This is a genomic window from Pseudomonas sp. OA65 (assembly GCF_017498305.1).
GTDB lineage: Bacteria > Pseudomonadota > Gammaproteobacteria > Pseudomonadales > Pseudomonadaceae > Aquipseudomonas > Aquipseudomonas zanjanensis.
On sequence record NZ_JAGDEZ010000002.1, the window covers coordinates 159,355 to 184,995 of the forward strand.

Consider the following 25,641-nt stretch of genomic DNA (forward strand, 5'->3'; position numbering starts at 1 on the left):
ACAGTACACCCAACCCACTCAGGAGTTAATGCCATGTTCAATAACTGGTCCGAATTATTGCCCACCCTCCAGAAAGCCTTTGGCGCGCTGGGCCGCAGCAACCCGAAAATGGTCAAGGCCTATATGGCGCTCGGGGAAGCTGCGAGCGAAAACAATGTGCTCGATGCCAAGACCCGCGAGCTGATCTCGATTGCCATCGCTGTTACCACCCGTTGCGATGGCTGTATCGCCGCCCATACGGACGCGGCGATCAAGGCGGGAGCGAGCCGTGAGGAAGTCGCGGCGGCCCTGGCTACGGCGATTTCGTTGAATGCGGGGGCGGCCTATATTTACTCGCTGCGGTCGCTTGAGGCGTATGACACGCTGAAGCCGGTGTGATTTGTGGAGGGGGCATATCCGTTGCTGCGGTAACGGCTACCTATGGTTCCGCCCCTAGGGCGGCTCACTTTTGAAGAACCCGGAAGCCGGCCCAGTCAAGTAAGCAAAACGCTTTTGCCCCACTCGGTGCCTCGCTTAGGCTCTGCATGCCTGAACGAAGGCATTGTGGGAGCAAAGCGTGCTCGCGATGGCGGTGGGTCAGCTTGCAGCGATATTGAATGTGCCGCCGCCATCGCGGGCAAGCCTTGCTCCCACAAGAATCGGCGGCGGTCGCAGTATCTGGCAACACCACAAATCCCCTGTGGGAGCAAAGCTTGCTCGCGATGGCGGTGGGTCAGCTTGCAGCGATATGAATGTGCCGCCGCCATCGCGGGCAAGCCTTGCTCCCACAAGAATCGGCGGCGGTCGCAGCGCCCGGCAACACCACAAATCCCCTGTGGGAGCAAAGCGTGCTCGCGATGGCGGTGGGTCAGCTTGCAGCGATATTGAATGTGCCGCCGCCATCGCGGGCAAGCCTTGCCAAGTACCCGGCCATGTCTCTGGTATTGAAAGGGTAGACGCGGTTCACGTTGGGTTGTCGGCCATGAGCCTCACCCTGTGGCAGTCGGTCGGCCCGAGTTTCTGGCCACTTGAGGAACGAACCTCCATCGGCATGAGCGCCTGGCCGGAAGCGTTGTCCAACAGCACGGAACGCGTTTCCCCTGGCTCGAACAGAAAGCGTTCGCCCCACTGCCGCAAGCTGACCACCACCGGAAAGATCTCCCGGCCTTTTTCCGTCAGGACATACTCCTTGTATGCGCTTCCATCCGAGGCGGGCCGAACGTCGAACACGCCGACCTCGACCAAGGCTTTGAGCCTCGATGCCAGGATGTTCTTGGCCACGCCCAGGCTTTTTTGGAATTCACTGAAGCGGCGGATGTCGTCGAAGGCGTCGCGGATGATCATCAGCGACCAGCGATCGCCGATCACGTCCAGTGTCCTGGCTACCGGGCATTCGTTGTTTTGCGTTGAAGCGGTTTCCATTTTTTGGCCCTTTCGAAAAGCAATGCCAAGTTGGCCGGCATTTGTGGTTGCAAATAAAAACCTGATCGGGCAACAATTCAATCAGGTTTTTAATTGAAACTAGTTTAGCGCCAAGGAGACATGCATGACAGCAGAGGCCGATGGTTTCACCTCGCAGTCTTCGGAAAACCAGGGTGGTGAGGGAGCTTGCTCCCGTGTAGGAGCTGCCTCGCGAAGCGAGGCTGCGATATTTCCTCAGGCGCTTGAATCTCAAGCGAAAGATCAGAAGATCGCAGCCTTCGGCAGCTCCTACAGGAGGGCATCGGGTTCCTTGAGTGCGCAGCAGTGCCCAGGCCTTTCGCCGTCGCTCACATTATTGTTCTCCATGACCTGCGCGCTGGCCGTCGCCAACGTCTACTTTGCCCAGCCCTTGCTCGCCTCGATGGCCGAGAGTCTGGGTGTCGCTTCGGGATTGATCGGAGTGGTGGTGACAGCCACCCAGGTGGGTTACGCGCTGGGGTTGCTGTTCATCGTCCCGCTGGGGGACAGGGTCAATCGTAAACGACTGATCCTGTTCCAATTGATGCTGTCCGCAATTGTGCTGGCGATGGTCGGCGCAGCCCAGCATTGGCTGGCGTTGCTGGGCGCCCTGATTGTGATGGGGCTGCTGGCGGTGGTCGTCCAGGTGCTGGTGGCCTATGCCGCCGCGCTGTCCTCGCCCTCCCAACGGGGACAGGCCGTGGGAACCGTCACCAGCGGCGTCGTGCTGGGGATTCTCCTGGCGCGGTTCATCTCTGGAGTGATCGCCGATCTGGCGGGTTGGCGCGGGGTTTATTTCGTTTCCTCGGGCTTGATGCTGATCATCGCGGCATTATTCTGGGCCGTCGTGCCTGCCGCCGAATCGCCCCGCAACCGGCAGCCCTATCTGGCGCTGATCCGCTCGCTGTTCATGCTGTTCGTGACCGAGCCGATGCTACGGACCAGGGGGCTGCTGGCCTTGCTGGTCTTTGCCGCTTTTTCGGTGTTATGGACGGCCATGGTGCTGCCGTTGAGCGCCGCGCCGCTGGCGCTTTCCCACACCACCATCGGCCTGTTTGGCCTGGCTGGCGTCGCAGGAGCCCTGGCGGCCAGAAGCGCCGGACGTTGGGCAGACAAAGGTTTTGGACAACGGGTTACCGGCTGGTCGCTGGGGCTCCTGACGCTTTCCTGGCTGCCCATCGCGTTGACCGAGACCTCCCTGATTGCGCTGGTCTGCGGTGTGGTGTTGCTCGACTTCGCGGTACAGGCCGTACACGTTACCAACCAGAGCCTGATTTCCCGCACGGCCCGACGCCCAAAGCCGCATGATCGGTGCCTACATGTGTTTCTACTCGGTGGGCAGCGCACTGGGCGCGATTGCCGCGACCCAGGTCTATGCGCTATGGGGCTGGATGGCGGTCAGCCTGCTGGGCGCCTCGATCAGCCTCGCCGCGCTGGTGGTGTGGAGGCTCTCGCTTCATTGCGGCCACTGCTCAAGCAGGATCGAGACGAATTTCTCCGCGGCCGGGGAGAGCGATGCGCCCCGGCGGTAGACCAGGCCCAGCGAGCGGTTTACCACCGGCTCGATCAGCGGCACGCTGACCAGTGTTGGATGATCCCCGGCCGGCATTGCCAGGCTGGGCATCGCCGACACGCCGAGGCCGGCCTCGACCAGTCCCAACGACGTAGACAAGTGCTGCACTTCGTAAAACCACTGCGGGCGCCAACTCAGGCCCGATAGTGCATGGTCCAGAAGCATGCGGTTGCCGCTCAGGCGACCGACGCCGATCAACCGGTAATCGCTGAGTTCCGACCAGGTGACCGCGCTGCGTTCGGCCAACTCATGGTCGCGCCGGCAGGCCAGCACAAAGGGTTCGTTGACCAGGGGCACGAATTCGATGTCCGGGTGTTGGCCACTCATCATGTTGATGCCGAAATCGGCTTCGCCGCGCAGCACTGCCTCGAGCCCTTCGTTGGCGCTGAGGTCGAGCAGGCGGATGCGGATTTTCGGGTAGCGCTCGTTATAGAGGCGGATCACCGAAGGCAGGAAGTAGAACGCCGCCGTGGGGATGCAGGCCAAGGTCACCCGGCCGATCTGCCGCTCCGCCAGCTCGCGGATGTTGAGAATCGAGTCGTCGAAATCATCCAGCAGGCGCCGCGCCTTGGGCAGGAAATCACGGCCGACACTGGTCAGGCTGACCTTGCGGGTGGTGCGATCGAGCAAAGCGGTTCCCAGGCCTTCCTCGAGTTTTTTCATCCGTCGGCTCAGGGCCGGTTGCGACAGATGCAGCGCATCGGCAGCCTCGTGGAAACTGCCCAGTTCGGCGATTTTCACGAAAGATCGAATGTCCTGAAGTTCATATTCCATTTTTTACCTCAGCGGAAAGGGACTGCGCGGTGCCAAACATCCTAAGATAATTCATTTGTGAAACGCAATAATCGCTCCGATCTTTGCATTGGAAACACATTTTAAACCCTGCCACTCTTGTGTCCAGAACATCAATTATCCAGATTGATCAACAAGAGTTAATGTTCATGAAGCGAATTCCTTGTGTGCTGATGCGCGGCGGTACGTCAAAAGGCCCGGTGTTTCTCGCCTGGGATCTGCCGGTCGCCATCGCCGAACGTGACGAGTTGCTGATCAACCTGATGGGTTCCGGTCACGAACTGGAAATCGACGGCATCGGCGGCGGCAGCCCACAGACCAGCAAAGTAGCGATCGTCAGCCCATCGTTGCACCCGGAAGCCGACGTCGATTACTTGTTCGTCCAAGTCATGGTTTCCCAGCGTCGGGTCGACACCGCGCCCAACTGCGGCAACATGCTTTGCGCCGTCGGGCCGTTCGCCATCGAGCAAGGGCTGGTCAAGGCTACCGGCGACCTGACCCGGGTGCGCATTCGCAACCTCAATACCGGGACTTTCGTCAATTCCGAGGTGCAAACCCCACGAGGCAAGGTCAGCTATGAAGGCGACACCGCCATCGACGGCGTGCCCGGCACGGCCGCTCCGGTGCAACTGACCTTCCTCGATGCCGCGGGCAGCAAGACGGGGAAGCTCTTCCCGACCGGGCAACCCCTGGACCTGATCGACGGCATTGCGGTGACCTGCATCGACATGGCGATGCCGATGCTGATCGTCGAGGCCAGCCAACTGGGCAAGCGCGGTGACGAAAGCCCCGCTGAACTGGACACCGACAAGGCGTTCATGCAGCGCCTGGAATCCCTGCGGCTCAAAGCCGGCCGGGCGATGGGCCTGGGTGACGTCAGCGACATGGTGATCCCCAAGCCGGTCCTGGTGTCGCCGGCCAAATCTGGCGGGACCCTCCAAGTGCGCTACTTCATGCCCCACAACTGTCACCGCGCCTTGGCGATCACCGGCTCCATCGGCCTGGCGACGGCTTGCGTGACCCACGGCAGTGTCGCGGCCAACCTGATCGGTGGCGGCGGCGAGCCGCGTTTACAGCAGGTTCGCATCGAACACCCCAGCGGCGGTATCGATGTCGTGTTGTCCTACACCGGCGAAAAGGGTGAGACCATTCGAGCCTCGGTAGTACGCACCGCCCGCCGACTTTTTTCAGGTTTTGTATACGCCACGGTTTCCCGGCGCCTGGCCGGATAGCCAGGCAGACCTCGTCATTGCATCAGCGACTCAATAACAACAAGAGATCTGACATATGCTCGCTTTACTTGGCTTGGCCATGGTGGTGGTCTTCACCTTCCTGATAATGACCAAACGGCTGTCGCCCATCGTCGCCCTGACGGTGGTGCCGATCGTCTTTGCGGTGCTTGGCGGCTTTGGCGGGACCACCGGCAAGATGATGCTGGATGGCCTGAAGATGGTCGCTCCGTCAGCGGCACTGCTGTTGTTCGCGATCCTGTTTTTCGGCTTGATGATCGACGCCGGCCTGTTCGACCCGCTGATCCGCAAGATCCTCAAGCGGGTCAATGGCGACCCGATGAAAATCGCCGTGGGCACTGCGCTGCTGTCGCTGTTGGTGGCGCTGGACGGTGACGGCACGACCACGTACATGATCACCTGTGCCGCGATGCTGCCGCTGTATAAGCGCATCGGCATGAACCCGATGATCCTGGCGACCGTTTCCATGCTCTCCTTGAGCATCATGAGCGGCATGACCCCTTGGGGCGGCCCGGCGACCCGTGCCATCGCAGCGCTGGGCCTGGATGCCGGTGAGTACTTCGTGCCGTTGCTGCCGACCATGATCGGTGGGGCCGCATGGGTGGTGTTCACGGCGTTCCTGTTGGGCCGTGCCGAGCGCAAGCGCATCGGCAACGTCCAACTGCAAAGCGGCGGCGGCAACTGCTACATCAACGCGATCATGGAAGACACGCCACACAAGCGTCCGAAACTGGCCTACGTCAACTTGCTGTTGGTGGTCGCGGTGATGGTTGCGCTGGTGATGGGGCTCATGCACTCGGCGATCCTGTTCCTGATCGGTTTTGTCCTGGCGCTGATGATCAACTACCCGCAGCTGGATATTCAGAAGGAACGCATTCTCGCCCATTCGGGCAATGCCATGACCGTGGTCCTGCTGGTGTTTGCCGCGGGCATCTTCGCCGGGATTTTCTCCGGGACGAAGATGGTCGATGCGTTGGCACAAACCCTGGTGGACTGGATTCCGCCGTCCTGGGGCCATCTGTTCCCGCTGGTGGTGGCGATTACCAGCATGCCGCTGACCTTCGTCTTGTCCAACGATGCCTACTACTTCGGTGTCGTGCCGATCCTGGCTAACGCCGCGGCGGCCTACGGGATCGATCCGGTGGAAATTGCCCGGGCGTCCATTCTTGGCCAGCCGGTGCACCTGATGAGTCCGCTGGTGGCCTCGACCCTGTTGCTGGTGGGCATGGTCGACCGCGACCTGGGCGACTTCCAGAAGGCCACCGTCAAATGGGCGGTGCTCACCTCCCTGGTCATTACTGCATTGGCCCTGCTGACCGGGGCGCTGACGCTGTTCTCCTGATTCACCCGCCGCACTTTTTTAGCTGCCTGCCTGACACGCCCCGCAAGGGGGTGTGCGCCGGCCTGCACGCTCAATAACAACAACGAGTAGCTCGACATGACCACTTTGCTTACCCGCGGGGCTTTGTTTCCAATCCTTGGCCTGTTGCCCCTGGCCACGGCCAGCGCCGAAGGCTTCATCGGCGACAGCAAGCTCAAGCTGCAATTGCGCAACGTCTATTTCAACGAAAATTTCCGCGATGAGCACGGCATGAGCGCACGGGCGGCGAGGACGGCCAAGAGTGAGCGCACCGAATGGGCCCAGGGTTTTCTGCTGGATTACCAGTCAGGCTTTATGCCGGGCACGATCGGTTTCGGCGTCGATGCCCTGGGCCTGCTCGGAGTCAAGCTCGACTCCGGGCGTGGCCGCAGCGGCACCGGCCTGCTGCCAGTGCATGACGACGGTCGCGCCGCCGACGAGTTCGCCAGCGCGGGCATGACCGCCAAGGCCCGGTTCGCCAAGACCACGCTCAGGTACGGCACGTTGCTGCCCAAGACTCCAGTGTTGATCTACAACGATGCGCGGCTGTTGCCCCAGACCTACCAAGGCACCCAGGTCAGCAGCAGTGACATCGATAACCTCACCCTGACCGGTGGGCGTCTGGAGCGTTTCAAACTGCGGGATTCGAGCGACAGCATGCCCATCGTGCCTGATGGCTACGGCGGCGATGAGTCCGGTGACTTCAGCTATGCCGGCGCCGACTACAAGCTGGGCAAGAACGTCCGCCTGAGCTACTTCTATGGCGAGCTGGAGAATTTCTATCGGCAGAATTTTGCTGGCATCCAGCATGATCTGCCCTTGGGTGCCGGGGTACTGACCAGCGACCTGCGCTATTTCAACAGCGTCGATTCGGGTTCGGCCTACGGCGGCAAGATCGACAACGATATGCTCAGCGGATCGCTGTCCTACGCCGTTGTCGGCCACACGTTGAGTGCCGGTTACCAGACCCTCAGCGGCGAGGCGGGCCTGCCTTACATCAGTGGCGCCACGGTGTATTCCTTCAGCAACGTCGGAATCGGCAAGTTCATCGAGGAAGACGAAAAGACCTGGATGCTCGGTTACGGCTACGACTTCGCGCGCCTCGGTGTGCCGGGCCTGACGTTCTCCACCCGCTACCTGAGCGGTAACGACGGCAAGTCCAACACCACGGTCAAAGAGTGGGAACGTGACGCAGAGATCGCCTATGTGATGCAGCAGGGCACGTTCAAGGGGCTGGGGGTGAAGGTGCGAAATTACGTCTATCGCTCGGACTTTTCACGGGGGCGTGACAGCAATCGGATCTACTTCACCTACGACATCGCGCTTTGGTAGGGCGTGCAGTTCATTTAAGAAACAACGACGGACCTGTGGCGAGGGAGCTTGCTCCCGCTCGGCTGCGAAGCAGTCGTGAGCCGGCGGCTGAGGTGTGTCCGTGTTACGCGTTCGGCAGGTTTTGGGGCCGCTTCGCGACCCAGCGGGAGCAAGCTCCCTCGCCACGGATTTATCAGCGCTCTTAAGTGAACAGTACAACCTTTTGGTAGGATGCTTCGCGCGCCCCGTCACGCAGCGTTGGTGACGCAGGGCGCAAACCGTCGTCTCGTGTGACCGTACACCTTGGCGCCAATCATCTTTGGGCAAAGCTCTCGTCGAGGCCGCTGTGGATCGAAACCAAGACCGACGCAACAACCTCTCCCTGGATGGCTTGAATTTTTTCCTCGCCGATGTGCGCGATGGTTTGGGCCCGTACCTGGCGATCTACCTGTTAGCGGTGCATCGCTGGGACCCGGCCAGCATCGGCGTGGTGATGACGGTGGCGGCGATGGCCGGGCTTGTCGCCCAGGCGCCCGCCGGCGCGCTGATCGACCGGGTGCGCAGCAAACGTGCCGTGGTGGCCGTGGCGGCCTTGATGGTGACGCTGGGGTGTCTGGTGCTGCCGTTCACGTCGTCCTTTGGCCTGGTGGCGCTGACCCAGGCACTCGGCGCGGTGGCAGCGTCGGCCTTCGCGCCGGCGATCGCGGCGATTTCCCTGGGCATTACCGGCGCCAAGGCCTTTACCCGGCGCACCGGGCGCAACGAAACATTCAACCACGCCGGCAATGCCTGCGCAGCGCTGCTGGCGGGTGGGTTCGCCTGGCTGTTCGGTCCCATCGCGGTGTTCTACCTGATGGCCGCCATGGCCTTGGCCAGCATCGTGGCGGTCAGTTGCGTGTCCGCCGCGGCCATCGATCACGACGTGGCCCGGGGCCTGGAGGCGGGGCAGGTGGTCCACGGCCCGGCACCCTCGGCGCTGCGGGTATTGGTGGATAACCGCACGCTGCTGTTGTTCGCCATGTGCTGCGGGCTGTTCCACCTGGCGAACGCGGCGATGCTCCCGCTGGTCAGCCAGAAGCTCGCCCAGGCCAACGTGCACCTGGCCACGCCGCTGACGTCAGCCTGTATCGTTGCGGCGCAACTGGTCATGGTCCCCATGGCGTGGCTGGTGGGGGTCAAGGCCGATGCCTGGGGCCGCAAGCCGTTGTTGCTGGCCGGCTTCCTGATCCTTCCCATTCGCGGCGTGCTGTACGTGCTCTCGGACGATCCCTACTGGTTGGTGGCGGTGCAACTGCTGGACGGTATCGGTGCTGGGTTATTCGGCGCGTTGTTTCCCCTGGTGGTCAAGGACCTGACCCAGGGCACCGGGCGTTTCAATGTCAGCCTCGGGGTGTTATCGACGGTGTTCGGGCTCGGCGCTGCGTTGAGCAATAGTCTGGCCGGCTTCGTGGTGCAAGGGGCTGGCTACAGCGCTGCATTTTTGACCCTGGCAGCGATTGCCGCATTGGCGTTCGGCCTGTTGCTGATGATGCCCGAGACGTTCCGGCCAAGCCGCGCTCCACAGCCCGGCACGCTTGCAGTACCTGACGGCGGGATTGCCTGAGGCCGCGTATCACCGCTGTGGGAGTGAGCTTGGCCCAGTCAAAGTGCATGCAAGCTGACCCACCGCTTTCGCGAGCAAGCCCCCTCCCACAGGAGGACTTGCTTACAACAGGGGAAATCGAAACGCCCGGCAATCAGAGCCTGGGTACCGGCCGCTCCACCACGCTCCAATAGGACGACGTGTCGATGAGGCTCAAAACGCGCCCTTGTTCCATGTCCTGGTTCAGCACGCCCCTGGTCAGATCGCCGGCCAACCAACTCGCCGTATTGGCGGCCAGCACTCGGCCCTCGGCATTGAGCAACAGTGCTTCATTGCTGACTCTCATCAGACTGCGAACAAGCAAAGGTTCCAACGAGTGCAGGGAGATGTCGGCGGCGGCGACACCAATGAAGCGATCATCGAAAAAAATCGGCACGGAAAAGGCGACGATGTACTGCTCGGTGCCGTACAAGTCGACAAAAGGACCATCTATGGAAGGCTGGCGAGTCTGCTGCGGACGGGTGTACCACGGCATGTGCAAGTAATCGTAGAAACGATCGCTACGGCTATCGAGGTTCAGCTGCAAAGGCTGGATGTGTTCGTTCTGGGTCCGGCACCACCACTGCAGGTGCATCTCGCAATCTTCCAGTTCACCGGGGGCGAAGACCACGCCGGCGCCATGAAACTTGAGGCTTTCGGAATCGAGAATCTGCCGGACGCCAGCCAGCAATGGCTTGAGATCGCGTTGATTGGGTCGCCTGGTCTTGCACCGTTGCCGTTCCCAAATGCCCGATACCTGTGCGCCCAGGTCGTTGAGACCCTTGAAGACGTTACCAATGGAAGCGTTGATCAACGTTGCGCATTGGGATAACCCATTTGCTGACATTTCGTTATCCATGGCTCTAACTCATGCCTCGGAAGGGACAGTGCGGTGTTTGCTGGCGACACGGACAGGCTGTCGGACGGTGTTTGGAGTCAGTTGTTCAGCAAGTTCTGTTCCAGTCATCAGGCATCCTGCGCCATCTGCTGCAAGCGTATGGCGGTCAAGCGCCGGACGCCGCGAGCGACATGGGCTTCGGCCAGGGCCCCGGCCAGATTGGCATCGTTCGCAATAATGGCCTCCAGAATCGCCCGGTGTTCCCGCTCGATCACTTGGGGATCCGGTTGCTCATCAAATGGCAACCATAACAACTCCCCCAGTTCCGCCTGCAAGCGGGCCTCGCTGTGGGTCAGCCGCACCGACTGCGACGCCACGGCAATTTCGATGTGGAACCTGGCGTCGGCACGTCGGCGCTCCAGCCGTTCTTGTGCCTTGGCCAGCGCATCGACGTAGCCACCCAGCCGCGCATGTTGCTCAGGGCCGGCACGTTGGGCTGCCAAGCGGGCGGCAGCGCCGGAAATGGCTGCGTGCTCGTCGGCCAGGTCACGCAATTCAAGCGTGCTCATTTCGCGCAATTGATCGAACAAGGCTTGATCGGTGGTTTGTGGGGCGGCGCAGATAAAGCTGCCGCCGTTGCGCCCACGGCGGGTTTCGATGACCCCGCGTTCTCGCAAGGCAGCCAACGCATCGCGCAGGGTGACCGTGGCGACGCCGAGTTGGGTGGCCAGGGTACTTTCGCTGGGGAGCTGTTCACCTTCGACCAGCAACCCCAGGTCAATCATTTCAACCAGGCGGCGGGTGACCGATTCCGTTTTCCCTTCCTGATTGAGGCGTATGAGGCTCGATGTAGGACTCATGGTCGTTTCATTCATTGGCGGCGCCGTCGACGCCTGGACTCAAAAAATTCTATTTCATAGTTCAAAGGCATTTTTAGGGGCCATTGGCGCGGAATTCTAGGGATGAAAAGGCGTTGAAGTCAAAAAAACCTGGCTGAATTTGGTTTTGCTGGGGTTCTCATGGATTAAAAGATATGGTTCCATATGTTTAAGCGAGCCGAGATCGCATTCATCCGAACCCAGGAGCACTTCAATCATGAGTCACTTGACCCGAGCAGAGTGGGAAGCCAGAGCCAAGGCGCTGGACATCGAGGGCCGTGCCTTTATCGACGGGCAGTACAGGCCTGCCAGTTCAGGCGCTACCTTCGAATGCGTGAGTCCTGTGGATGGGCGATTGTTGGGCCTGGTTGCAAGTTGCGATGCCGCGGACGCCGAGTTGGCCGTGACCAGCGCCCGGGCGGCATTCGAGTCTGGCGTTTGGTCGCGTCAGGCACCGGCAGCGCGCAAGGCGGTCATGTTGCGTTTTTCCGACCTCTTGCAGTCCCATGTCGAAGAGCTGGCACTGCTGGAAACGCTGGACATGGGCAAACCGATCGCCGACTCGCTGGCGGTCGACCTGCCCGGCGCCATCGACAGCATTCGCTGGTGCGGTGAGGCCATCGACAAGATCTACGATGAAGTGGCCGCGACGGCTATGGATCAGCTCGGGTTGGTGACGCGAGAGCCGGTCGGGGTGGTCGTTGCCATCGTGCCGTGGAATTTCCCATTGATGATGGCGTCTTGGAAATTGGGGCCGGCATTGGCGAGCGGTAATTCGGTGATTCTCAAACCTTCGGAGCGTTCGCCGCTGACGGCCATTCGTATCGCACAGCTTGCCCTGGAGGCAGGGTTGCCGGCCGGTGTGCTCAATGTGCTGCCAGGCTATGGGCACACGGTGGGCAAGGCCCTGGCCTTGCACGGTGACGTTGATGTGCTGGCGTTTACCGGTTCCACCCGAGTGGCCAAGCAACTTCTCGTGTATGCGGGCGAGTCGAACATGAAGCGGGTCTGGCTGGAGGCGGGGGGTAAGAGTCCGAACATTGTTTTCGCCGATGCCCCTGATCTACAGGTAGCCGCGGAAGCGGCAGCGGCCGCCATTGCTTTCAACCAGGGCGAGGTGTGCACCGCCGGTTCACGTTTGCTCGTCCAGGCTTCCATCAAGGCGCGTTTCGTGCCGATGGTGGTCGAGGCCATGAAAGGCTGGAAGCCAGGCCATCCGTTGGATCCCGACACCAATGTCGGTGCGCTGGTGGACGCGCGCCACCTGGAAGGGGTGTTGCACCACATTCGGCAAGGACAGGATCAAGGCGCCCAGTTGTTGCTGGGAGGACAGGTGGCGCTGGCGGACAGCGGTGGCAGCTACGTGGAGCCGACGCTATTCGATAACGTCAGCAATTCGATGAACATTGCCCGGGAAGAGATTTTTGGCCCGGTGCTGTCGGTGATCGAGTTCGACGAAGCCGAGGATGCGGTGCGCATCGCCAACGACACGCCTTACGGGCTGGCGGCAGCCGTCTGGACGGCCAACCTGTCGCGCGCCCACACCATGGCCCGGGCTCTTCGCGCCGGAAGTGTCTGGGTCAACCTGTATGACGGCGGCGACATGATGGCGCCGTTCGGTGGCTACAAACAGTCCGGCAATGGCCGCGACAAATCCCTGCATGCTTTTGATAAATACACCGAGATCAAGGCCACCTGGATTCAGCTCTGAGGCATTTCCGGTGAACCACGTTACGGGCGGGATGGCTCTGCCTGCTTGACGCTTACTCAAACGAATTCCTTTTTGAAGGATGGCGCAATGAACAGCTCGATAAGCTCCACGGTAGCCGTGGACCAGGACGCGGAGCAGCTCCGTGCCCTGGGGTACACCTCGAATTTCGAACGTAGCATGAGCCTGTGGCAGAACTTTGCCCTCGGGTTCACCTACCTATCGCCGGTGGTCGGCGTCTACACGTTGTTCGGCCTGTGCCTGGCGGCGGGCGGGCCGCCGATGTTCTGGTCTTACCTGCTGGTGGGGTTCGGGCAAATGCTGGTGTGCCTGATTTTTTGCGAAGTGGTGTCCCAGTACCCCATTTCCGGCGGTGTCTATCCGTGGGCTCGTCGCCTGGTGGGAAAAAAGTGGGCCTGGATGGTCGGCTGGATCTACGCCATCTCTTTGTGCGTGACCATTGCTGCCGTAGCCCTGGGCGCTGGTCCCTACATTGCCAACCTGCTGGGTTTCGAGTCGTCGCCGGTCACTAATACCTTGGTTGCGCTGGTCCTGACCGCCGCCGCGACGGTCCTGAACCTGAGCGGCACCAAGCTGCTGGCGCGGGTGGCGATGTTCGGTTTTCTGTGTGAGCTGGTCGGGGCTTTGCTGATCGGCGGCTATTTGCTGATTTTCGAGCGCCACCAGCCCTTGAGCGTGTTGTTCGACACGTTCGATATTTCCATCGATGGGGAGTACTGGCCGGCCTTCCTGGCCGCATCACTGGCGGGGATGTTCCTCTACTATGGTTTTGAAGCCTGCGGCGATGTCGCCGAGGAAACGCCCAATCCTAGCCGCCAGGTCCCCAAGGCCATGCGAATGACGATCTGGATCGGCGGTGCTGCTTCGATCTTCGCCGCCCTGGCCTTGATCCTGGCCGTGCCTGATATTGCCGCCGTTGTTTCCGGGCAGGACAAGGATCCCATGGCCACGATATTCGGCGCGGCGTTCGGTCCGGTCATGTCCCGTGTGGTCATGGCGGTGATCACGGTCTCATTCGTTTCCTGTGTGCTGAGCTTGCAGGCATCCGCCAGCCGCTTGTTGTATGCCTACGCCCGAGACGAGATGCTCATGGGCAGTGGTGTGCTGAAGAAACTCTCCCCGACGACCCATGTGCCGACTGCCGCCCTGATGGTCTGCGGGGTGCTGCCGGCGATCATCGTGTGTGTCGGCTTTTATCTTCAGAACGCCATCGCGTTGGTGGTGAGTTTTGCCGCCATCGGTATCTACCTGGCGTTCCAGATGATCGTCGGGGGAGTGATGTATGCCCGTCTCCGGGGCTGGACACCCAAGGGCCAGTTCACCTTGGGACGTTGGGGCTGGCCGGTGAACATCGCTGCGCTCTGCTATGGCTTGTTCGCCATCGTCAATATGTCCTGGCCGCGTACGCCAGATGCGCCTTGGTACGTGAACTACGGCATCGTGTTGGTCGGTGCCATCGTGATTCTCGTCGGCCTCGTCTACATGGTCCTATTTCGTCCTTACGAGAAGGGTACCGCGCCGGCGTCCGATGCCTGGAAAAAAGCCTAGGAACATGACGGCCTGCCGCCGGGCGCGGCAGGCAAATTCCTCTGATGAGAAAAGGTGAATGCTATGACGACTCGAATCCATTCGATGCTGTTTGGGTTGCTCCTGATGCTGGCCAGCCATGGTGTTCTGGCGGCCAGTCAAAACGATACCCTGGGCGTGATCAATGACTACATGAAGGCTTGGAACGCTCGTGATGCGGAGGCTGCGGCGAAGTACTTCGCCGAGGACGGCGAGTTTCTCGACGCCTCGGTGGGAACACCGCAGGTCGGCCGGGAAAATGCCAAGACCCAGGTGATCGAAGTGTTCATGCACGCAGTACCGGATCTGCAATGGACGATGCTGGGCGAGCCGATCATCAACGGTGAAAGCATTGCCTTCGAATGGGAGTTCAAGGGGCACAATACCGGGCCTTGGAGCACCGAGACGCCGGCCACCCAGCGCCCGCTCAGCTTCAAGGGGGTGAGTTTCATCCGGCTCAAGGAGGGCAAGATTTTCACGCAGCATGACTACTATGACGCCCTGGGTTTCAACAAGCAGCTCGGCTGGTAGATCAAGGCTCCCGTCGAGACAATTGAAGCGAAATGCGCACCTATCGTCGAGCACTTTCCCTTACGGAATGCTTACCGTTATTTATCGAAAGTTTGACCCTGATCAAGGCAAATCGAGATGCCTGCGTCACGGCCGTTATAAGTGCCCAGCGGTGCAATATCAGGGTGATGGCTATTTGGTATTGCGCTAAGATCGCGCCAAGTCAGCGTGTATAACAGCCTTCCTACAACAAGTTCACGCGTCACTAATTCATATGAAATGAGGCTTGAACGGAAATGCTCAGGAATGCACCGCTGCGTCTGAAACTTTTATTGATCCTGCTACTTCCCCTGTTGGGATTCTTGACCTTGGCCGGCGTCTTCGTCGTGGACAACTACAAGACCCTGCGCGATATGGACGCCACGGTCGCGGCCAGCGCCACGGCACAGAAGTTGAGTCAACTGATCACGGTATTGCAGCGCGAGCGCGGCGCCAGCGGGGTTTTCCTGGGCAGCGGCGGCAAGTCCATGGGCGAACGGATGGCCCAGGCACGCCAGGATTCCAATGCCTCGGCCAAGGTGGTGCGTGGGTTGTCTGCGTCGGACAGTACGCAATTGGACAATGTTCTCCAGGCACTGGACCAGTTGCCCGTCATTCGTGGGCAAGTGGATAAGTTGGGTATCAGCAGCACCGAATCCGGTGTTCGTTATACCGAGATCATTCAAGCGCTCATGGGCTATACCCACTCTTTGGAAGCGACGATCAACAACGCCACCATTGTTCATGCGCTCAATGCCCTCAATCAGTTTATCGAGATGAAAGAGCGGGCCGGACGCGAACGGGTCGTGCTGGGCCTGGTATTCAGCCAGGATCGTTTCGATGAGACCTTGTTGTCGCGCTTTAGCCGCAATCTTGGTGAGTTCTCTGCGTATTCCGACGCGTTCCGTCGCCAGGCCCAACCCGTCTTGCTTCAACAGTTCACCGAGCAGATGCTCAAGCCCGCTGCGGTCGAAGTCGGTAAGTTGCAGCGCCTGGCTTTCGAAGTGCCATTGGGCCAGTCCCTGGGCATCAAGCCAGAGGCCTGGTTTGAACTCTCCACTCAGCGCATCGACATGATGAGCCAGGTGGAAGACGCCCTCGGCCAAAGCATCAGCCGCCTGGCGATTCACGGCCGCGATGAAGCAAGTCGGGCGTTGTGGCTGACCGTCGCTGCGGTCGTCGTGGCGCTGCTGGCGGTGACGGTGTTGTCGTATGTGATCATCCGCCTGATCGATCTGGCGGTGCGCGATGTGAACCAGGCCCTGAACGGCCTGGCACAGCGTGACCTCACCGCCAGGGCCACCTATGAAGGCCGCGATGAGTTCGGCCAGATCTCGCGCAACCTCAATCGCATGGCGCAGGAGATCAGCGAGATCGTGCAGGAAATCGGCAACGCCACGGCGCAAGTGGCCACCGCCGCGCAAGAGTCTTCCACGGTGACGGTCCAGACCAGCATGAGTGTCGAGCAACAGCGCCAAGGCACCGAGCTGGTGGCCACGGCGATCAATCAGATGAGCGCCACGGTGCGCGAGGTGGCGCAAAGTACCAACGATGCGGCGCACATGTCGCAACAGGTCAACCTCAGCACGGCCCAAGGGCGCGTGGAAATCGAAAGCACCATCGGGCTGATCCGCCAATTGTCCGGGCAGGCCGAGGAGACCGCGCAAATCATTGGTGATCTCAAGCTGGAAAGCGATGCCATTTCCTCGGTGCTCGATGTGATTCGCGGCATTGCCGAACAGACCAATCTGTTGGCGCTCAATGCGGCGATTGAAGCGGCGCGGGCCGGTGACCATGGCCGCGGTTTTGCGGTGGTCGCCTCCGAAGTGCGCACCCTGGCGCAAAAGACCCAGGAGTCCACGGGCAACATTCAACAGATGATCAGCAACCTGCAGGCCGGTTCGGATCGCGCGGCGCTGTCCATGCAGCAGACCCTGGACAAGGCCCAGGACGGGGCGAGCAAAGTCGAGCGCGCGGGGGAGTTGCTGGTGGAGATCGCCGAGGGGGTGGCGACGATCAGCGACCGTAACATCCAGATCGCCTCCGCGGCCGAAGAGCAGAGCGCGGTGTCCGAAGACATCAATCGCAACGTGAACGAGATCAACGACCTGGTGATCCAGGTGAGTGCCGGCGCCGAGCAGACGGCCATCACCAGCCAGGAACTGGCGCGCCTGGCCGAGCACCAGCAACAGTTGGTCAATCGCTTCAAGGTCGCCTAGGTCTTGCAACCTCGGGCCTTCGACGCAAGGCCCGGGTGTGCGCTCAGACGATATCGTCGATCAGGATATGACGCTCGCCGCGGCTGCATTGCTCGATCCGCGCCTCGATCTTGTAGACCTTGCGCAGCATCGATTCGCTGATCACCTCGGCGCTTGGGCCGCTGCCCTGGGCGGTGCCGTCGGCGATGACCAGCACCTGGTCGGCAAAGCGCAGGGCCTGGTTCAGGTCATGGATGGCGATGAACACAATGACCTGGCGTTTGCGCGCCAGGGCCCGCATGAAGTTCAGCACCTGGACTTGCCGGTGCATGTCCAGGGCGCTGGTGGGTTCATCCATCAACAGGATTTCCGGTTCGCGCACCAGGGTCTGGGCGATCGACACCAGTTGCTGCTGTCCGCCGCTGAGCGCGCCGAGGTTACGGAACGACAGTTCGGTGATGCCCAGCGCGGCGAGAATGTCATCCACCAACTTCAGCTCATCATCGTGGACGACCCAGCCCGGCGTGAGCTGCTTGCGCGCCAGCAGCACCGACTCGTACACCGTCAACCGGGCGCTGGCGTTCAAGCCCTGGGGCATGTAGCTGATGCCCTGCGGCCCCTTTTTCGAGTCTTCCAGAACCACTTGCCCGGGGCCGTCGATCAAGCCGGCCATGCGCTTGAATAAAGTGGATTTGCCCGCCGCGTTGGGGCCGACCACCGCTACCACCTGGCCGCCGACAAAGGCTGCCGTGGTCACGCCGTGAATGACTGTGCGCTGGCCGTAGCGTGCGCCGAGATTCTCCAGCCGGATCGTTACCATGAGTTTTTCTTCCCACCGAGAATCAAGGATATGAAGAAGGGCACGCCGATCAGCGACGTCACCACGCCGATGGGGAAAATGGCCCCGGGGATCAGGGTTTTGCTGATCACCGAACTGGCGGACAGAATCAGTGCGCCGGTCAGCAGGGACGCCGGCAGGAAGAACCGCTGGTCTTCACCGATCAGCATTCGTGCGATGTGCGGTCCGACCAGGCCGATGAAGCCGATGGTGCCGACAAAGGCCACCGGGAACGAGGCAAGCAGGCTGACCATGATCAGTGTCTGAAAACGCAGGCTGCGCACGTTGATGCCAAAACTCGCGGCCTTGTCGTCCCCCAGGCGCAGGGCGGTCAAGGCCCAGGCACGCCGGGCGAAAATCGGCAGGGTGACCAGGATCACCAGGCAGATCACCCCGAGCTTGGGCCAGGTGGCTTTGGTCAGGCTGCCCATTGTCCAGAACACCACGGCGGCCACGGCTTGCTCGGTGGCAAAAAATTGCACCAGCGCCAGCAGCGCGTTGAAGGTGAACACCAGGGCGATGCCGAGCAGCACGATGGTCTCGGCGGTGACACCGCGGCGCAGGCTCAGGAAGTGGATCAGCAAGGCCGACAGCATGGCCATGATGAAAGCGTTCAGCGGCACCATGTACTGCGCCGCCAACGGGAACAAGGCCACGCCAAACGCCAGGCCCATGGCCGCACCGAAACTGGCGGCGGCGGAAATGCCCAGGGTGAACGGACTGGCCAGCGGGTTGTTGAGGATCGTCTGCATCTGCGCGCCGGCCAGGGACAACGCCGCGCCGACCGCAACGGCCATCAGCGCCACGGGCAGGCGGATATCCCACATCACCACGCGGACTTGGGGCGATGCGCTGTCCGGTGAAAACAGCGCGCCGAGCACTTCGTCGAGGCTGTAGCGCGCCGGCCCGAGGGCCAGGTCGAGCAGCACGCTGCAGATCAGCAACAGCGCGAGCCCGGCGAGGATAAGCCGCTTGCGCAGCACCAGGCGTCGGTAGGTGTCACGTTGCATCACCAGGGTTTCGTTCAGCGTGGTCATGGCTTGTCCTCGGCCTGGCGCAGGCTGACGGCGTAGCCCGGTTCATACGGGACCGGCAGGAACTGCTCGTGCAATTGGCGGAACGAGGCGTCCGGGTCCAGGTCGGCAAACAACGTCGGGTGAAACCATTTGGCCAATTGCTGGATGGCGACGAACTGATAGGGGCTGTTATAGAACTGGTGCCAGATGGCGTGGAACGCCTGGTCGTCCTGAGCCTTGATGCCGGCATAGGCCGGCCGCTGGGTGTACCACGCCAGTTTTTGCCTGGCTTGGGCCATGTCCGCCCCCGGGCCGACGCCGACCCAATGGCCGCCAGGGGCAAAGGCTTCCCAGTTGGCACTGGTGACCACCACCTGCGCCGGGTTGGCGACCACCACTTGCTCGGCGTTCAACTGGCCGAACGTGGTGGGGATGATGCCTTTGGCAATGTTGTCGCCACCGGCCATTTCGACGAACAGGCCGAAGTTCTCGTTGCCGAAGCTCAGGCAGCAATCATCGGTGTAGCCGCCGATGCGTTCGATGAAGACCTTTGGCCGGGCAGGGTGGCGCGCCTTGATGACGTCGGTGACGCGTCGAATCTGCTGGTTGCGAAAGCCGATGAACGCCTCGGCCCGGGCTTGCTTGCCGAACAATTGGCCGAACAGGCGCATGGTCGGCTCGGTGTTCTGCATCGGGTTGTTGCGAAAGTCGACATAGACCACCGGGATGCCCAAGGCGTCGAGCTTTTCGATATAGCGCGCGTCCTCGGTGGCGTGCTGGGCTTCGATATTGAGGATGATCACATCCGGACGCTGGGAAATCGCCTGCTCGATGTCGAAGGTGCCGTCCTCGAATCCGCCGAAGGTCGGGATCTTGGCGATGTCGGGATATTTGCGCAGGTAGGCGCCGTAGGTGTCCGGATCGGACTGGATCAGGTCCTTGCGCCAACCGACGATGCGTTCGATGGGGTTTTGCGTGTCCAGCGCCGCCACCAGGTACAACTGGCGACCTTCGCCGAGGATCACCCGCCGGACCGGGAGGTGCACCTTGACCTGGCGCCCGAGCAGATCGGTCACGCTGCCCAGGGCCGGATCCGTCTCGGCGGCGACAGCGTTGCGTGGCGCCAGGGAAAACAACGACAAGCCGAGCCACCCGGCGAACAGCAGGGTGGCGAGCGTGTGATGACGCAAAACGGTAACCATGGTTCAGGCCTTTACAGAAGCCGACCGGGACAACGGCGCAAACCGCCAGCCCGGCCCGCGGGTTTCAGAAATCAACGGTGGCGGACAACAGCAGCGTGCGCGGTGCGCCTTGGGAAAACGCACCATAGGAGGCGACCCCCGACCAGTAGGCGCGATCAAACACGTTCTGCACCGTGGCGCGAAAAATCGTGGGCCGCTCGGCGATGCGCGTGGCATAGCGGGCGCCGACATCGAAGCGGGTCCAGGCATCCAGTGCCTGGGTGTTGGCCTGGTCGACGTACTGGCTGGCGGTGTAGATCGCGCCGCTGGTCAATGTCAGCCCTTCGACGCCCGGGGTGTCCCATTCGGCCCAGAGATTGGCCTGGACCTTGGGCACGCCCACCGGTGTGTTGCCGCGATTGGCGGCCACGGCAGTGCGGGTCAACTCCCCATCGAGCAGCGTCACGCCACCGAGCAGGCGGGTGCCTCGGGCCACCTCGCCGGACAGGTTCAGTTCCATGCCACGGTTGCGTTGCTGGGCCTGGACCGAAAACACCCCGTTCGACAATTCACCGCTGGGTTTCTGGATCTGGAACAGCGCCAGCGTGGCCATGAAACGGTCGTAGTCGAGCTTGATGCCGATCTCCTGCTGGCGGGAGATGTAGGGTGAGAAAACCTCATCCGCATTGGTTGCAGCGGACGGCGCAATGTCGCCCTTGCTCAGGCCTTCGATGTAGTTGTAGTACAGCGCGACATGGTCCCAGGGCTTGGCAACGATACCGAGCAGCGGCGTGGTTTTGCTTTTGTCGTAGGGCGCAACGGTGGTGCTGAAGTTTTCCGATTGGACGTTCTGCCTGCGCAGCCCGAGGGTGACCTGCAGGCGTTCATCGAGCACCGACAGGGTGTCGGCCAGGGCGACGCCGGACAATTGGCTCTCGGAGACTTTCGGGGTGTTGGGTTCGGCGAGGTTGGGCCGGGGCCGGTCGATCGGGTGATAGATGTTCGAGAGGATGGCGGGGCCGGAAATAATGCCCCGGGACAACTCGTCGCGATAACGGCTGACTTGCAGCACCGCACGGTGGCTGACCGGCCCGGTGTCGAAGCCCAGGCGCGCGCCGGCGTCGACGGTGTAGCGCCGGACCTTGAATTGGTAATAGCCGGGATCTGATGACGTGTCGCCGGCCGCGTTGATGATGGTCGGGGTCTGGTCGGACATGCGCTCGACCTCGGACTTTCCGCCACCGGCGTGGGCAAACAGCGTCAGTTGGTCGCTGAGGTCATATTCGCCACTCAGCAACGCCGACTTGTCCCGGGCTTGGGAGCGGCCCCAATCCTGGCTGACACTGGTCCGGCCGTTGGCGGCCGAGGGAATCTGCACGCCGGGGGCGATCCTGAAGGGCCGTGATGCGGCGTCGAAGGCTTCCTTTTGATTGATCAGGTCCAGGCTCGTGCGCAGGCGATCCCCTTGGTAATCCAGGGAGATGGCGCCGGTACCGACCTCTCGGGACTGCTTGTCGATGGCCGTGTCGCCCTGCTGCAGGCTGCCGTTGAACCTGATCCCGAACCGGCGCTCTTCACCAAAACGCCGGCTGACGTCGAGGTGGCCGCCCAGTTGCGAATCCGTGGCGTAGCGGCTGGTGAATCGGGTCAGGTCCTCGTCGAGGGCGCGCTTGGGGACCACGTTGATCACGCCGCCCACTGCGCTGTTGGGTGACATGCCATACAGCAGGGCGGCAGGCCCCTTGACCAGTTCGATACGCTCGGCGTAATCGGTGAACACCCGGTAGTTGGACGCCACGCCATACACACCGTCGAACGCCAACTCCCCGAGATTGCCTTCCCCCAGCGGAAAACCGCGGATGAAGAATGAGTCGACGATGCCGCCCGCCTGGCCAGTGGCGCGCACCGAAGCATCGCGCTCCAGCAAATCGCCCACGGTGACCGCCTGTTGATCGTTGATCATCGTCGAGGTGTAGCTGCTGACGCTGAACGGCGCATCCATCACATCGGCGTTGCCCAGCAGACCGAGGCGTGCGCCGCGGGCGACCTGGCCGCTGGCGTCGGTGAGTGGCAAGTCGGTGCTGGGTCTGCCGGCGGCACCGACGTTGATCTCCGGCAGGGACACTTGGCGCAGCACCAGGGTATAGCTGCCATCGTCGCGGGCAATCATCTCCACACCGCTGTCACCCAGCAGGCGCGCGATCGCTTGCGCTGCCGGATAAGTCCCGGACAGTCCCGGGCTGAGCAGCCCCTCGGTGATCGACGGCTGGAACGACAAGGCAATGCCAGCGGTGATCGCAAAGCTCGACAGGGCAGCGCCGAGCGGCCCGGGGGCGATGTCATAGGCCCGGGGGGCAATGGCTTCCAGTTGCGCGGGCACGGCGGCCAAGGCGAACGACCCGGTGACCGTGCCCAAGGCAAGGCTCAACAGCACACTGCGCATGACGAGCTTGGACGGACGATCCGAATGCAGGGGCCGTGCAACGAGCATGGATGGATGACCCTATGGACGAGATGAAATGGTTATTCCTTTCTTTGCCAGTTGAGATCAAAAAAAGTATCACCAAGGGCAGCAAATTTTTTGGCGGGGTCAGGCAGGGGAGAGCGTCACCCAATAACCGCTCAAATGGCCGCTGACCAGGATCGGGTAGGTTTGCGCCAGCATATTGAGCGTGCGCTGGGTATCGCTGATGGGAAAGGCGCCGGAAACCCGCAGTTCGGCAATGGCCGGGTCGCAACGCACGAAGCCCCGGCGATAGCGGGTCAGCTCGGCGACGAAGTCCGCCAGGCGCATCTTGTCGGCCATCAGCATGCCTTGGGTCCAGGCGCCGACGTTGCGGTCTGCCGGGCTCAACGGGCCGAAGGCCTGTGCCGAGAAGTCAGTGCGCTGCCCGGCGTTGACAACGAGCGGCGCGGCCTGGCGAGCATCGGCCAATTCAATCCGCACAGCGCCTTCGAGTACCGCCAGATGGGTGGTCGATGGCAGTTGGCGCACGGTGAACCGCGTGCCCAGGGCCTGCATCCGCCCCTCACGGGTATTGACCAGGAACGGTCGCGCCTGGGGTGAAGCATCCGGTGCGGTCTGCACCAGGATTTCCCCTTCGCGCACCTGGATGAGCCGCTGCCGGGTGTCGAACAGCACGTCGATGGCCGTGTCGGTATTGAGGGTGATGTGGGAACCGTCGGCCAGGGTCAGCTCGCGACGCTCGCCCACGGCGGTGCGATAGTCGGCGGACCATTGCTGCGATTGCGCCAGTTTCCAACTGCCCCAACCGGCAGGCACCACGGCCAGCAGCAACGCCAGTTTGCCAAGGGCCGTGCGCCGTTCGGGGCTGCTCGGGCGATCCAGTGCCGACATCGCCAGCGAGCGTGGCAAACCGCCGAGCTTGCCTTGCAGCACTTGCGCACGGGACCAGGCCCGGCCGCGCTCGGGGCTGCTGGCTCTCCAGCATTCCCACTCGGCGCGCTCGCTGTCGCTGAGGTCGCGCTCACTCAAGCGCATCAGCCACTCAGCGGCTTCTTCGAGGACCTTGGGATCGAGCGGCGGCTCATGACGTCGGGTGAGCATTCATTCCACCAGCATCAGGCACTGCACGAACGCCTGCTTCATGTAGCGCTTGACCGTGATCAGCGAGACGTCCAGCTGTTGGGCGATGTCGTCGTATTTCAGGCCGCCGATCTGCGACAGCAGGAAGGCCCGTTTGACCGGCGCCGGCAGCGTGTCGAGCATGGCGTCGATTTCGTGCAGGGTTTCCAGCACCAGGAAGCGCAATTCAGGAGACGGTACTTCCTGGGCCGGCAAATGCGCGAGCGCTTCCAGGTAGGCGCGTTCCAGGGCCTTGCGCTGATACCAGTTGATGAGAATGCCCTTGGCGACGCAGCTCAGGTAGGCCCGGGGCTGGTCAATGACGGTGACTTGGGAGGCGAGAATGCGCGTGAAGGTGTCTTGGGCCAGGTCTGCTGCATCCATGGCGTTGCCCAATTTCTTCTTCAACGTGGCGTACAGCCAGCCATGATGGCCGGCGTACAGCGCTTCGATCACGCGCAGATGATGGTCGTTGTTCGCGGGCAGGGTTTCGCTCATGGCTGCGTTTTTTTTGCAATTGAGAAGTATTCCCAATGCTAAAGGACAACTTGTCCGGGACGCAAGCGGCATTCGACAACCCTGCTTCAGGTAGGCGACGGGTTTATCGGCCAGTATCGCAACGCGACGACGGGAATCAGTGCCAACCCATAAGCCAGGCAAACGAACAGGTAGGTGTACTGCAAGCCGTAGACCTGGCTGAGCAACCCACCGGCGGAAATGCCCGCGATCGACGCAAATTGGGCGGTGCCCTGGGCAATGCCCAGCACGTGGCCTTGTCGCGAGCTGTCGGCGGATTTCGAGATTAGCGCCATCAGCACCGGCGTGGTGGCGCCCAGCAGCACCCCCCAGATGAAGTAGGCGACGATAAAAACGATGGCGTTGCGCGTAGTCCCTGCCAGGGCGGTCAGGGCGATGCACCCGAGCACGACGTAGAGGAGGCGATGCAAGGTGTCCTGCTGGGTACGGTGCTCGAAATAGCGCGACCAGGCCGTGGCCGAGAGAATGAAACCCAGCGCCAGCAAGCCGTAGCAGAGGCCGACCACCGAGTGGCTGACGTCGAATACCGAGCTTACGTACAAGGAGAATGACGTCTGCGGCAGCATCCGCGCCAACAGCAGAATGCCCATGACGCACAGCAACGACAGCAACGGTGTGCCTTGCCAGACGCTGTCGGTACGACGGGTCGCTGCCGGGGCTTGGCCGGTCGCGGATTTCGTCACCGGTGGCACGTCCGGCAAGGTCATGGCGGCGACCACCGTGCACACCGCGCACAAGGCCGAGGCGATGATGTTGATCCAGAAGAACGTGGCGTAGTCGAGGATCAACCCCCCGACCACCGCACCGAGCAATGAGCCGACATTGGTGGATATCTGCAGGATCGCAAACAGCCGCGCTCGACGTGACGGGGCTTCGATGCTGACGCCGTAGGCCTGCGCCGGGGCGATGTAACCAGCAAAGGCGCCTTGCAGGAAACGCAGGATCAGGATGACCCAGATGTCACTGCTCAGCGCCAGCCCGAGCTGGGTCAGCGACAAGCCCGCCAGGGCGCGGATCATCATCAGCTTATGACCGTAGCGATCGCCGATACGGCCCCAGAACGCACTGGTCAAAATGATGCCCAGCATTGGCCCGACATACACGGCGATGCTGGCGAAGCTGAAAACCGACTCCGACGACGTCAGCCCGCGCAGGTGCACCGGCCAGAACGGCCCGCTCATTTCCATCGCGCCCATGGAGACGAGCTGGATCGCGAACAGAAGGGAAACCAGGATTCTGACGTTCGAACCCTGGAGGGCACCTGCGTGGGACATGACTCGACCTCGGTGGTTGATCGCTGGCAAGCGGGTGGGTGTGCGTGTGCTGCGGGCGATGACTCGGTCGGCAAGATGCCCGGCTGCACGAAAGGTTGCAAGGTCGATAGCGCAGCAGCGGCTGT

20 protein-coding genes and 1 pseudogene are annotated in these 25,641 nt (G+C 61.8%); 10 read left to right on the forward strand and 11 right to left on the reverse strand.

Features of this window, described 5'->3' with window-relative positions:
• The first annotated feature begins 33 nt into the window (after positions 1–33).
• Positions 34–378 (forward strand): carboxymuconolactone decarboxylase family protein, encoded by a 345-nt coding sequence (locus J3361_RS02400; RefSeq protein ID WP_207962119.1) that lies wholly within the window; start codon positions 34–36, stop codon positions 376–378.
• 564 nt (positions 379–942) lie between these two features.
• On the opposite strand, the gene J3361_RS02405 is transcribed toward J3361_RS02400, so the two are convergent.
• Positions 943–1,401: a helix-turn-helix domain-containing protein gene (locus J3361_RS02405; RefSeq protein ID WP_207962121.1), complete on the reverse strand. Its 459-nt coding sequence runs from the start codon at positions 1,399–1,401 to the stop codon at positions 943–945.
• A gap of 310 nt (positions 1,402–1,711) precedes the next feature.
• On the opposite strand from J3361_RS02405, the pseudogene J3361_RS02410 reads away from it, so the two are divergent.
• Positions 1,712–2,951 (forward strand): annotated as a pseudogene (locus tag J3361_RS02410) (MFS transporter).
• Here the strand turns inward: J3361_RS02410 and J3361_RS02415 are convergent.
• Entirely contained in the window at positions 2,876–3,766 is an 891-nt protein-coding gene (locus tag J3361_RS02415; RefSeq protein ID WP_003200706.1) for a LysR family transcriptional regulator, read from the reverse strand. The pseudogene J3361_RS02410 and the gene J3361_RS02415 sit on opposite strands and share 76 nt — an antisense overlap.
• Positions 3,767–3,933: 167 nt before the next feature.
• On the opposite strand from J3361_RS02415, the gene J3361_RS02420 reads away from it, so the two are divergent.
• From J3361_RS02420 to J3361_RS02435, 4 genes are all read left to right on the forward strand, one after another.
• Positions 3,934–5,016, forward strand: coding sequence for a 4-oxalomesaconate tautomerase (locus tag J3361_RS02420; RefSeq protein WP_207962123.1), 1,083 nt, complete (start codon positions 3,934–3,936; stop codon positions 5,014–5,016).
• Positions 5,017–5,071: 55 nt separating this feature from the next.
• The gene (locus tag J3361_RS02425; RefSeq protein WP_018600453.1) at positions 5,072–6,376 is read left to right on the forward strand and encodes a citrate:proton symporter; all 1,305 of its coding nucleotides are present in this window, start codon (positions 5,072–5,074) and stop codon (positions 6,374–6,376) included.
• Positions 6,377–6,472: 96 nt separating this feature from the next.
• Positions 6,473–7,726 carry an OprD family porin gene (locus tag J3361_RS02430; protein ID WP_207962125.1) on the forward strand — a complete coding sequence of 418 codons (1,254 nt, stop codon included), beginning with the start codon at positions 6,473–6,475 and terminating at the stop codon, positions 7,724–7,726.
• Positions 7,727–8,051: 325 nt separating this feature from the next.
• Entirely contained in the window at positions 8,052–9,308 is a 1,257-nt protein-coding gene (locus J3361_RS02435; RefSeq protein ID WP_207962127.1) for an MFS transporter, read from the forward strand.
• Positions 9,309–9,441: 133 nt separating this feature from the next.
• On the opposite strand, the gene J3361_RS02440 is transcribed toward J3361_RS02435, so the two are convergent.
• On the reverse strand, positions 9,442–10,185 hold the full coding sequence (locus J3361_RS02440; RefSeq protein ID WP_207962129.1) for a cache domain-containing protein: 744 nt from the start codon (positions 10,183–10,185) through the stop codon (positions 9,442–9,444).
• 107 nt (positions 10,186–10,292) lie between these two features.
• Positions 10,293–11,024 (reverse strand): FCD domain-containing protein, encoded by a 732-nt coding sequence (locus tag J3361_RS02445; RefSeq protein WP_207962130.1) that lies wholly within the window; start codon positions 11,022–11,024, stop codon positions 10,293–10,295.
• Between the two features lie 235 nt (positions 11,025–11,259).
• On the opposite strand from J3361_RS02445, the gene J3361_RS02450 reads away from it, so the two are divergent.
• From J3361_RS02450 to J3361_RS02465, 4 genes are all read left to right on the forward strand, one after another.
• On the forward strand, positions 11,260–12,753 hold the full coding sequence (locus J3361_RS02450) for an aldehyde dehydrogenase (protein ID WP_207962132.1): 1,494 nt from the start codon (positions 11,260–11,262) through the stop codon (positions 12,751–12,753).
• An 87-nt stretch (positions 12,754–12,840) separates the two neighbouring features.
• Complete coding sequence (locus J3361_RS02455) at positions 12,841–14,319, forward strand: amino acid permease (protein ID WP_207962134.1); 1,479 nt, start codon at positions 12,841–12,843, stop codon at positions 14,317–14,319.
• Positions 14,320–14,382: 63 nt separating this feature from the next.
• On the forward strand, positions 14,383–14,868 hold the full coding sequence (locus J3361_RS02460; RefSeq protein WP_243458710.1) for an ester cyclase: 486 nt from the start codon (positions 14,383–14,385) through the stop codon (positions 14,866–14,868).
• A gap of 275 nt (positions 14,869–15,143) precedes the next feature.
• Positions 15,144–17,105, forward strand: coding sequence for a methyl-accepting chemotaxis protein (locus J3361_RS02465; RefSeq protein ID WP_207962136.1), 1,962 nt, complete (start codon positions 15,144–15,146; stop codon positions 17,103–17,105).
• Positions 17,106–17,148: 43 nt separating this feature from the next.
• On the opposite strand, the gene J3361_RS02470 is transcribed toward J3361_RS02465, so the two are convergent.
• The 7 genes from J3361_RS02470 to J3361_RS02500 form a co-directional block, all read right to left on the reverse strand.
• On the reverse strand, positions 17,149–17,904 hold the full coding sequence (locus J3361_RS02470; RefSeq protein ID WP_207962138.1) for an ABC transporter ATP-binding protein: 756 nt from the start codon (positions 17,902–17,904) through the stop codon (positions 17,149–17,151).
• The gene (locus J3361_RS02475) at positions 17,898–18,959 is read right to left on the reverse strand and encodes an iron ABC transporter permease (RefSeq protein WP_186705845.1); all 1,062 of its coding nucleotides are present in this window, start codon (positions 18,957–18,959) and stop codon (positions 17,898–17,900) included. The genes J3361_RS02470 and J3361_RS02475 overlap by 7 nt, the downstream gene beginning before the upstream one ends.
• Positions 18,956–20,140 (reverse strand): ABC transporter substrate-binding protein, encoded by a 1,185-nt coding sequence (locus J3361_RS02480; RefSeq protein WP_207962140.1) that lies wholly within the window; start codon positions 20,138–20,140, stop codon positions 18,956–18,958. The genes J3361_RS02475 and J3361_RS02480 overlap by 4 nt, the downstream gene beginning before the upstream one ends.
• A 64-nt stretch (positions 20,141–20,204) precedes the next feature.
• A complete protein-coding gene (locus tag J3361_RS02485) occupies positions 20,205–22,610 on the reverse strand; it encodes a TonB-dependent receptor (protein ID WP_207962142.1) in 2,406 nt (801 codons plus the stop codon).
• Positions 22,611–22,709: 99 nt separating this feature from the next.
• The gene (locus tag J3361_RS02490) at positions 22,710–23,687 is read right to left on the reverse strand and encodes a FecR domain-containing protein (RefSeq protein ID WP_207962144.1); all 978 of its coding nucleotides are present in this window, start codon (positions 23,685–23,687) and stop codon (positions 22,710–22,712) included.
• Positions 23,688–24,203, reverse strand: coding sequence for a sigma-70 family RNA polymerase sigma factor (locus J3361_RS02495; RefSeq protein ID WP_186705849.1), 516 nt, complete (start codon positions 24,201–24,203; stop codon positions 23,688–23,690). It abuts the gene before it with no gap.
• Between the two features lie 86 nt (positions 24,204–24,289).
• A complete protein-coding gene (locus J3361_RS02500; protein WP_207962146.1) occupies positions 24,290–25,516 on the reverse strand; it encodes an MFS transporter in 1,227 nt (408 codons plus the stop codon).
• Positions 25,517–25,641: the final 125 nt, after the last annotated feature.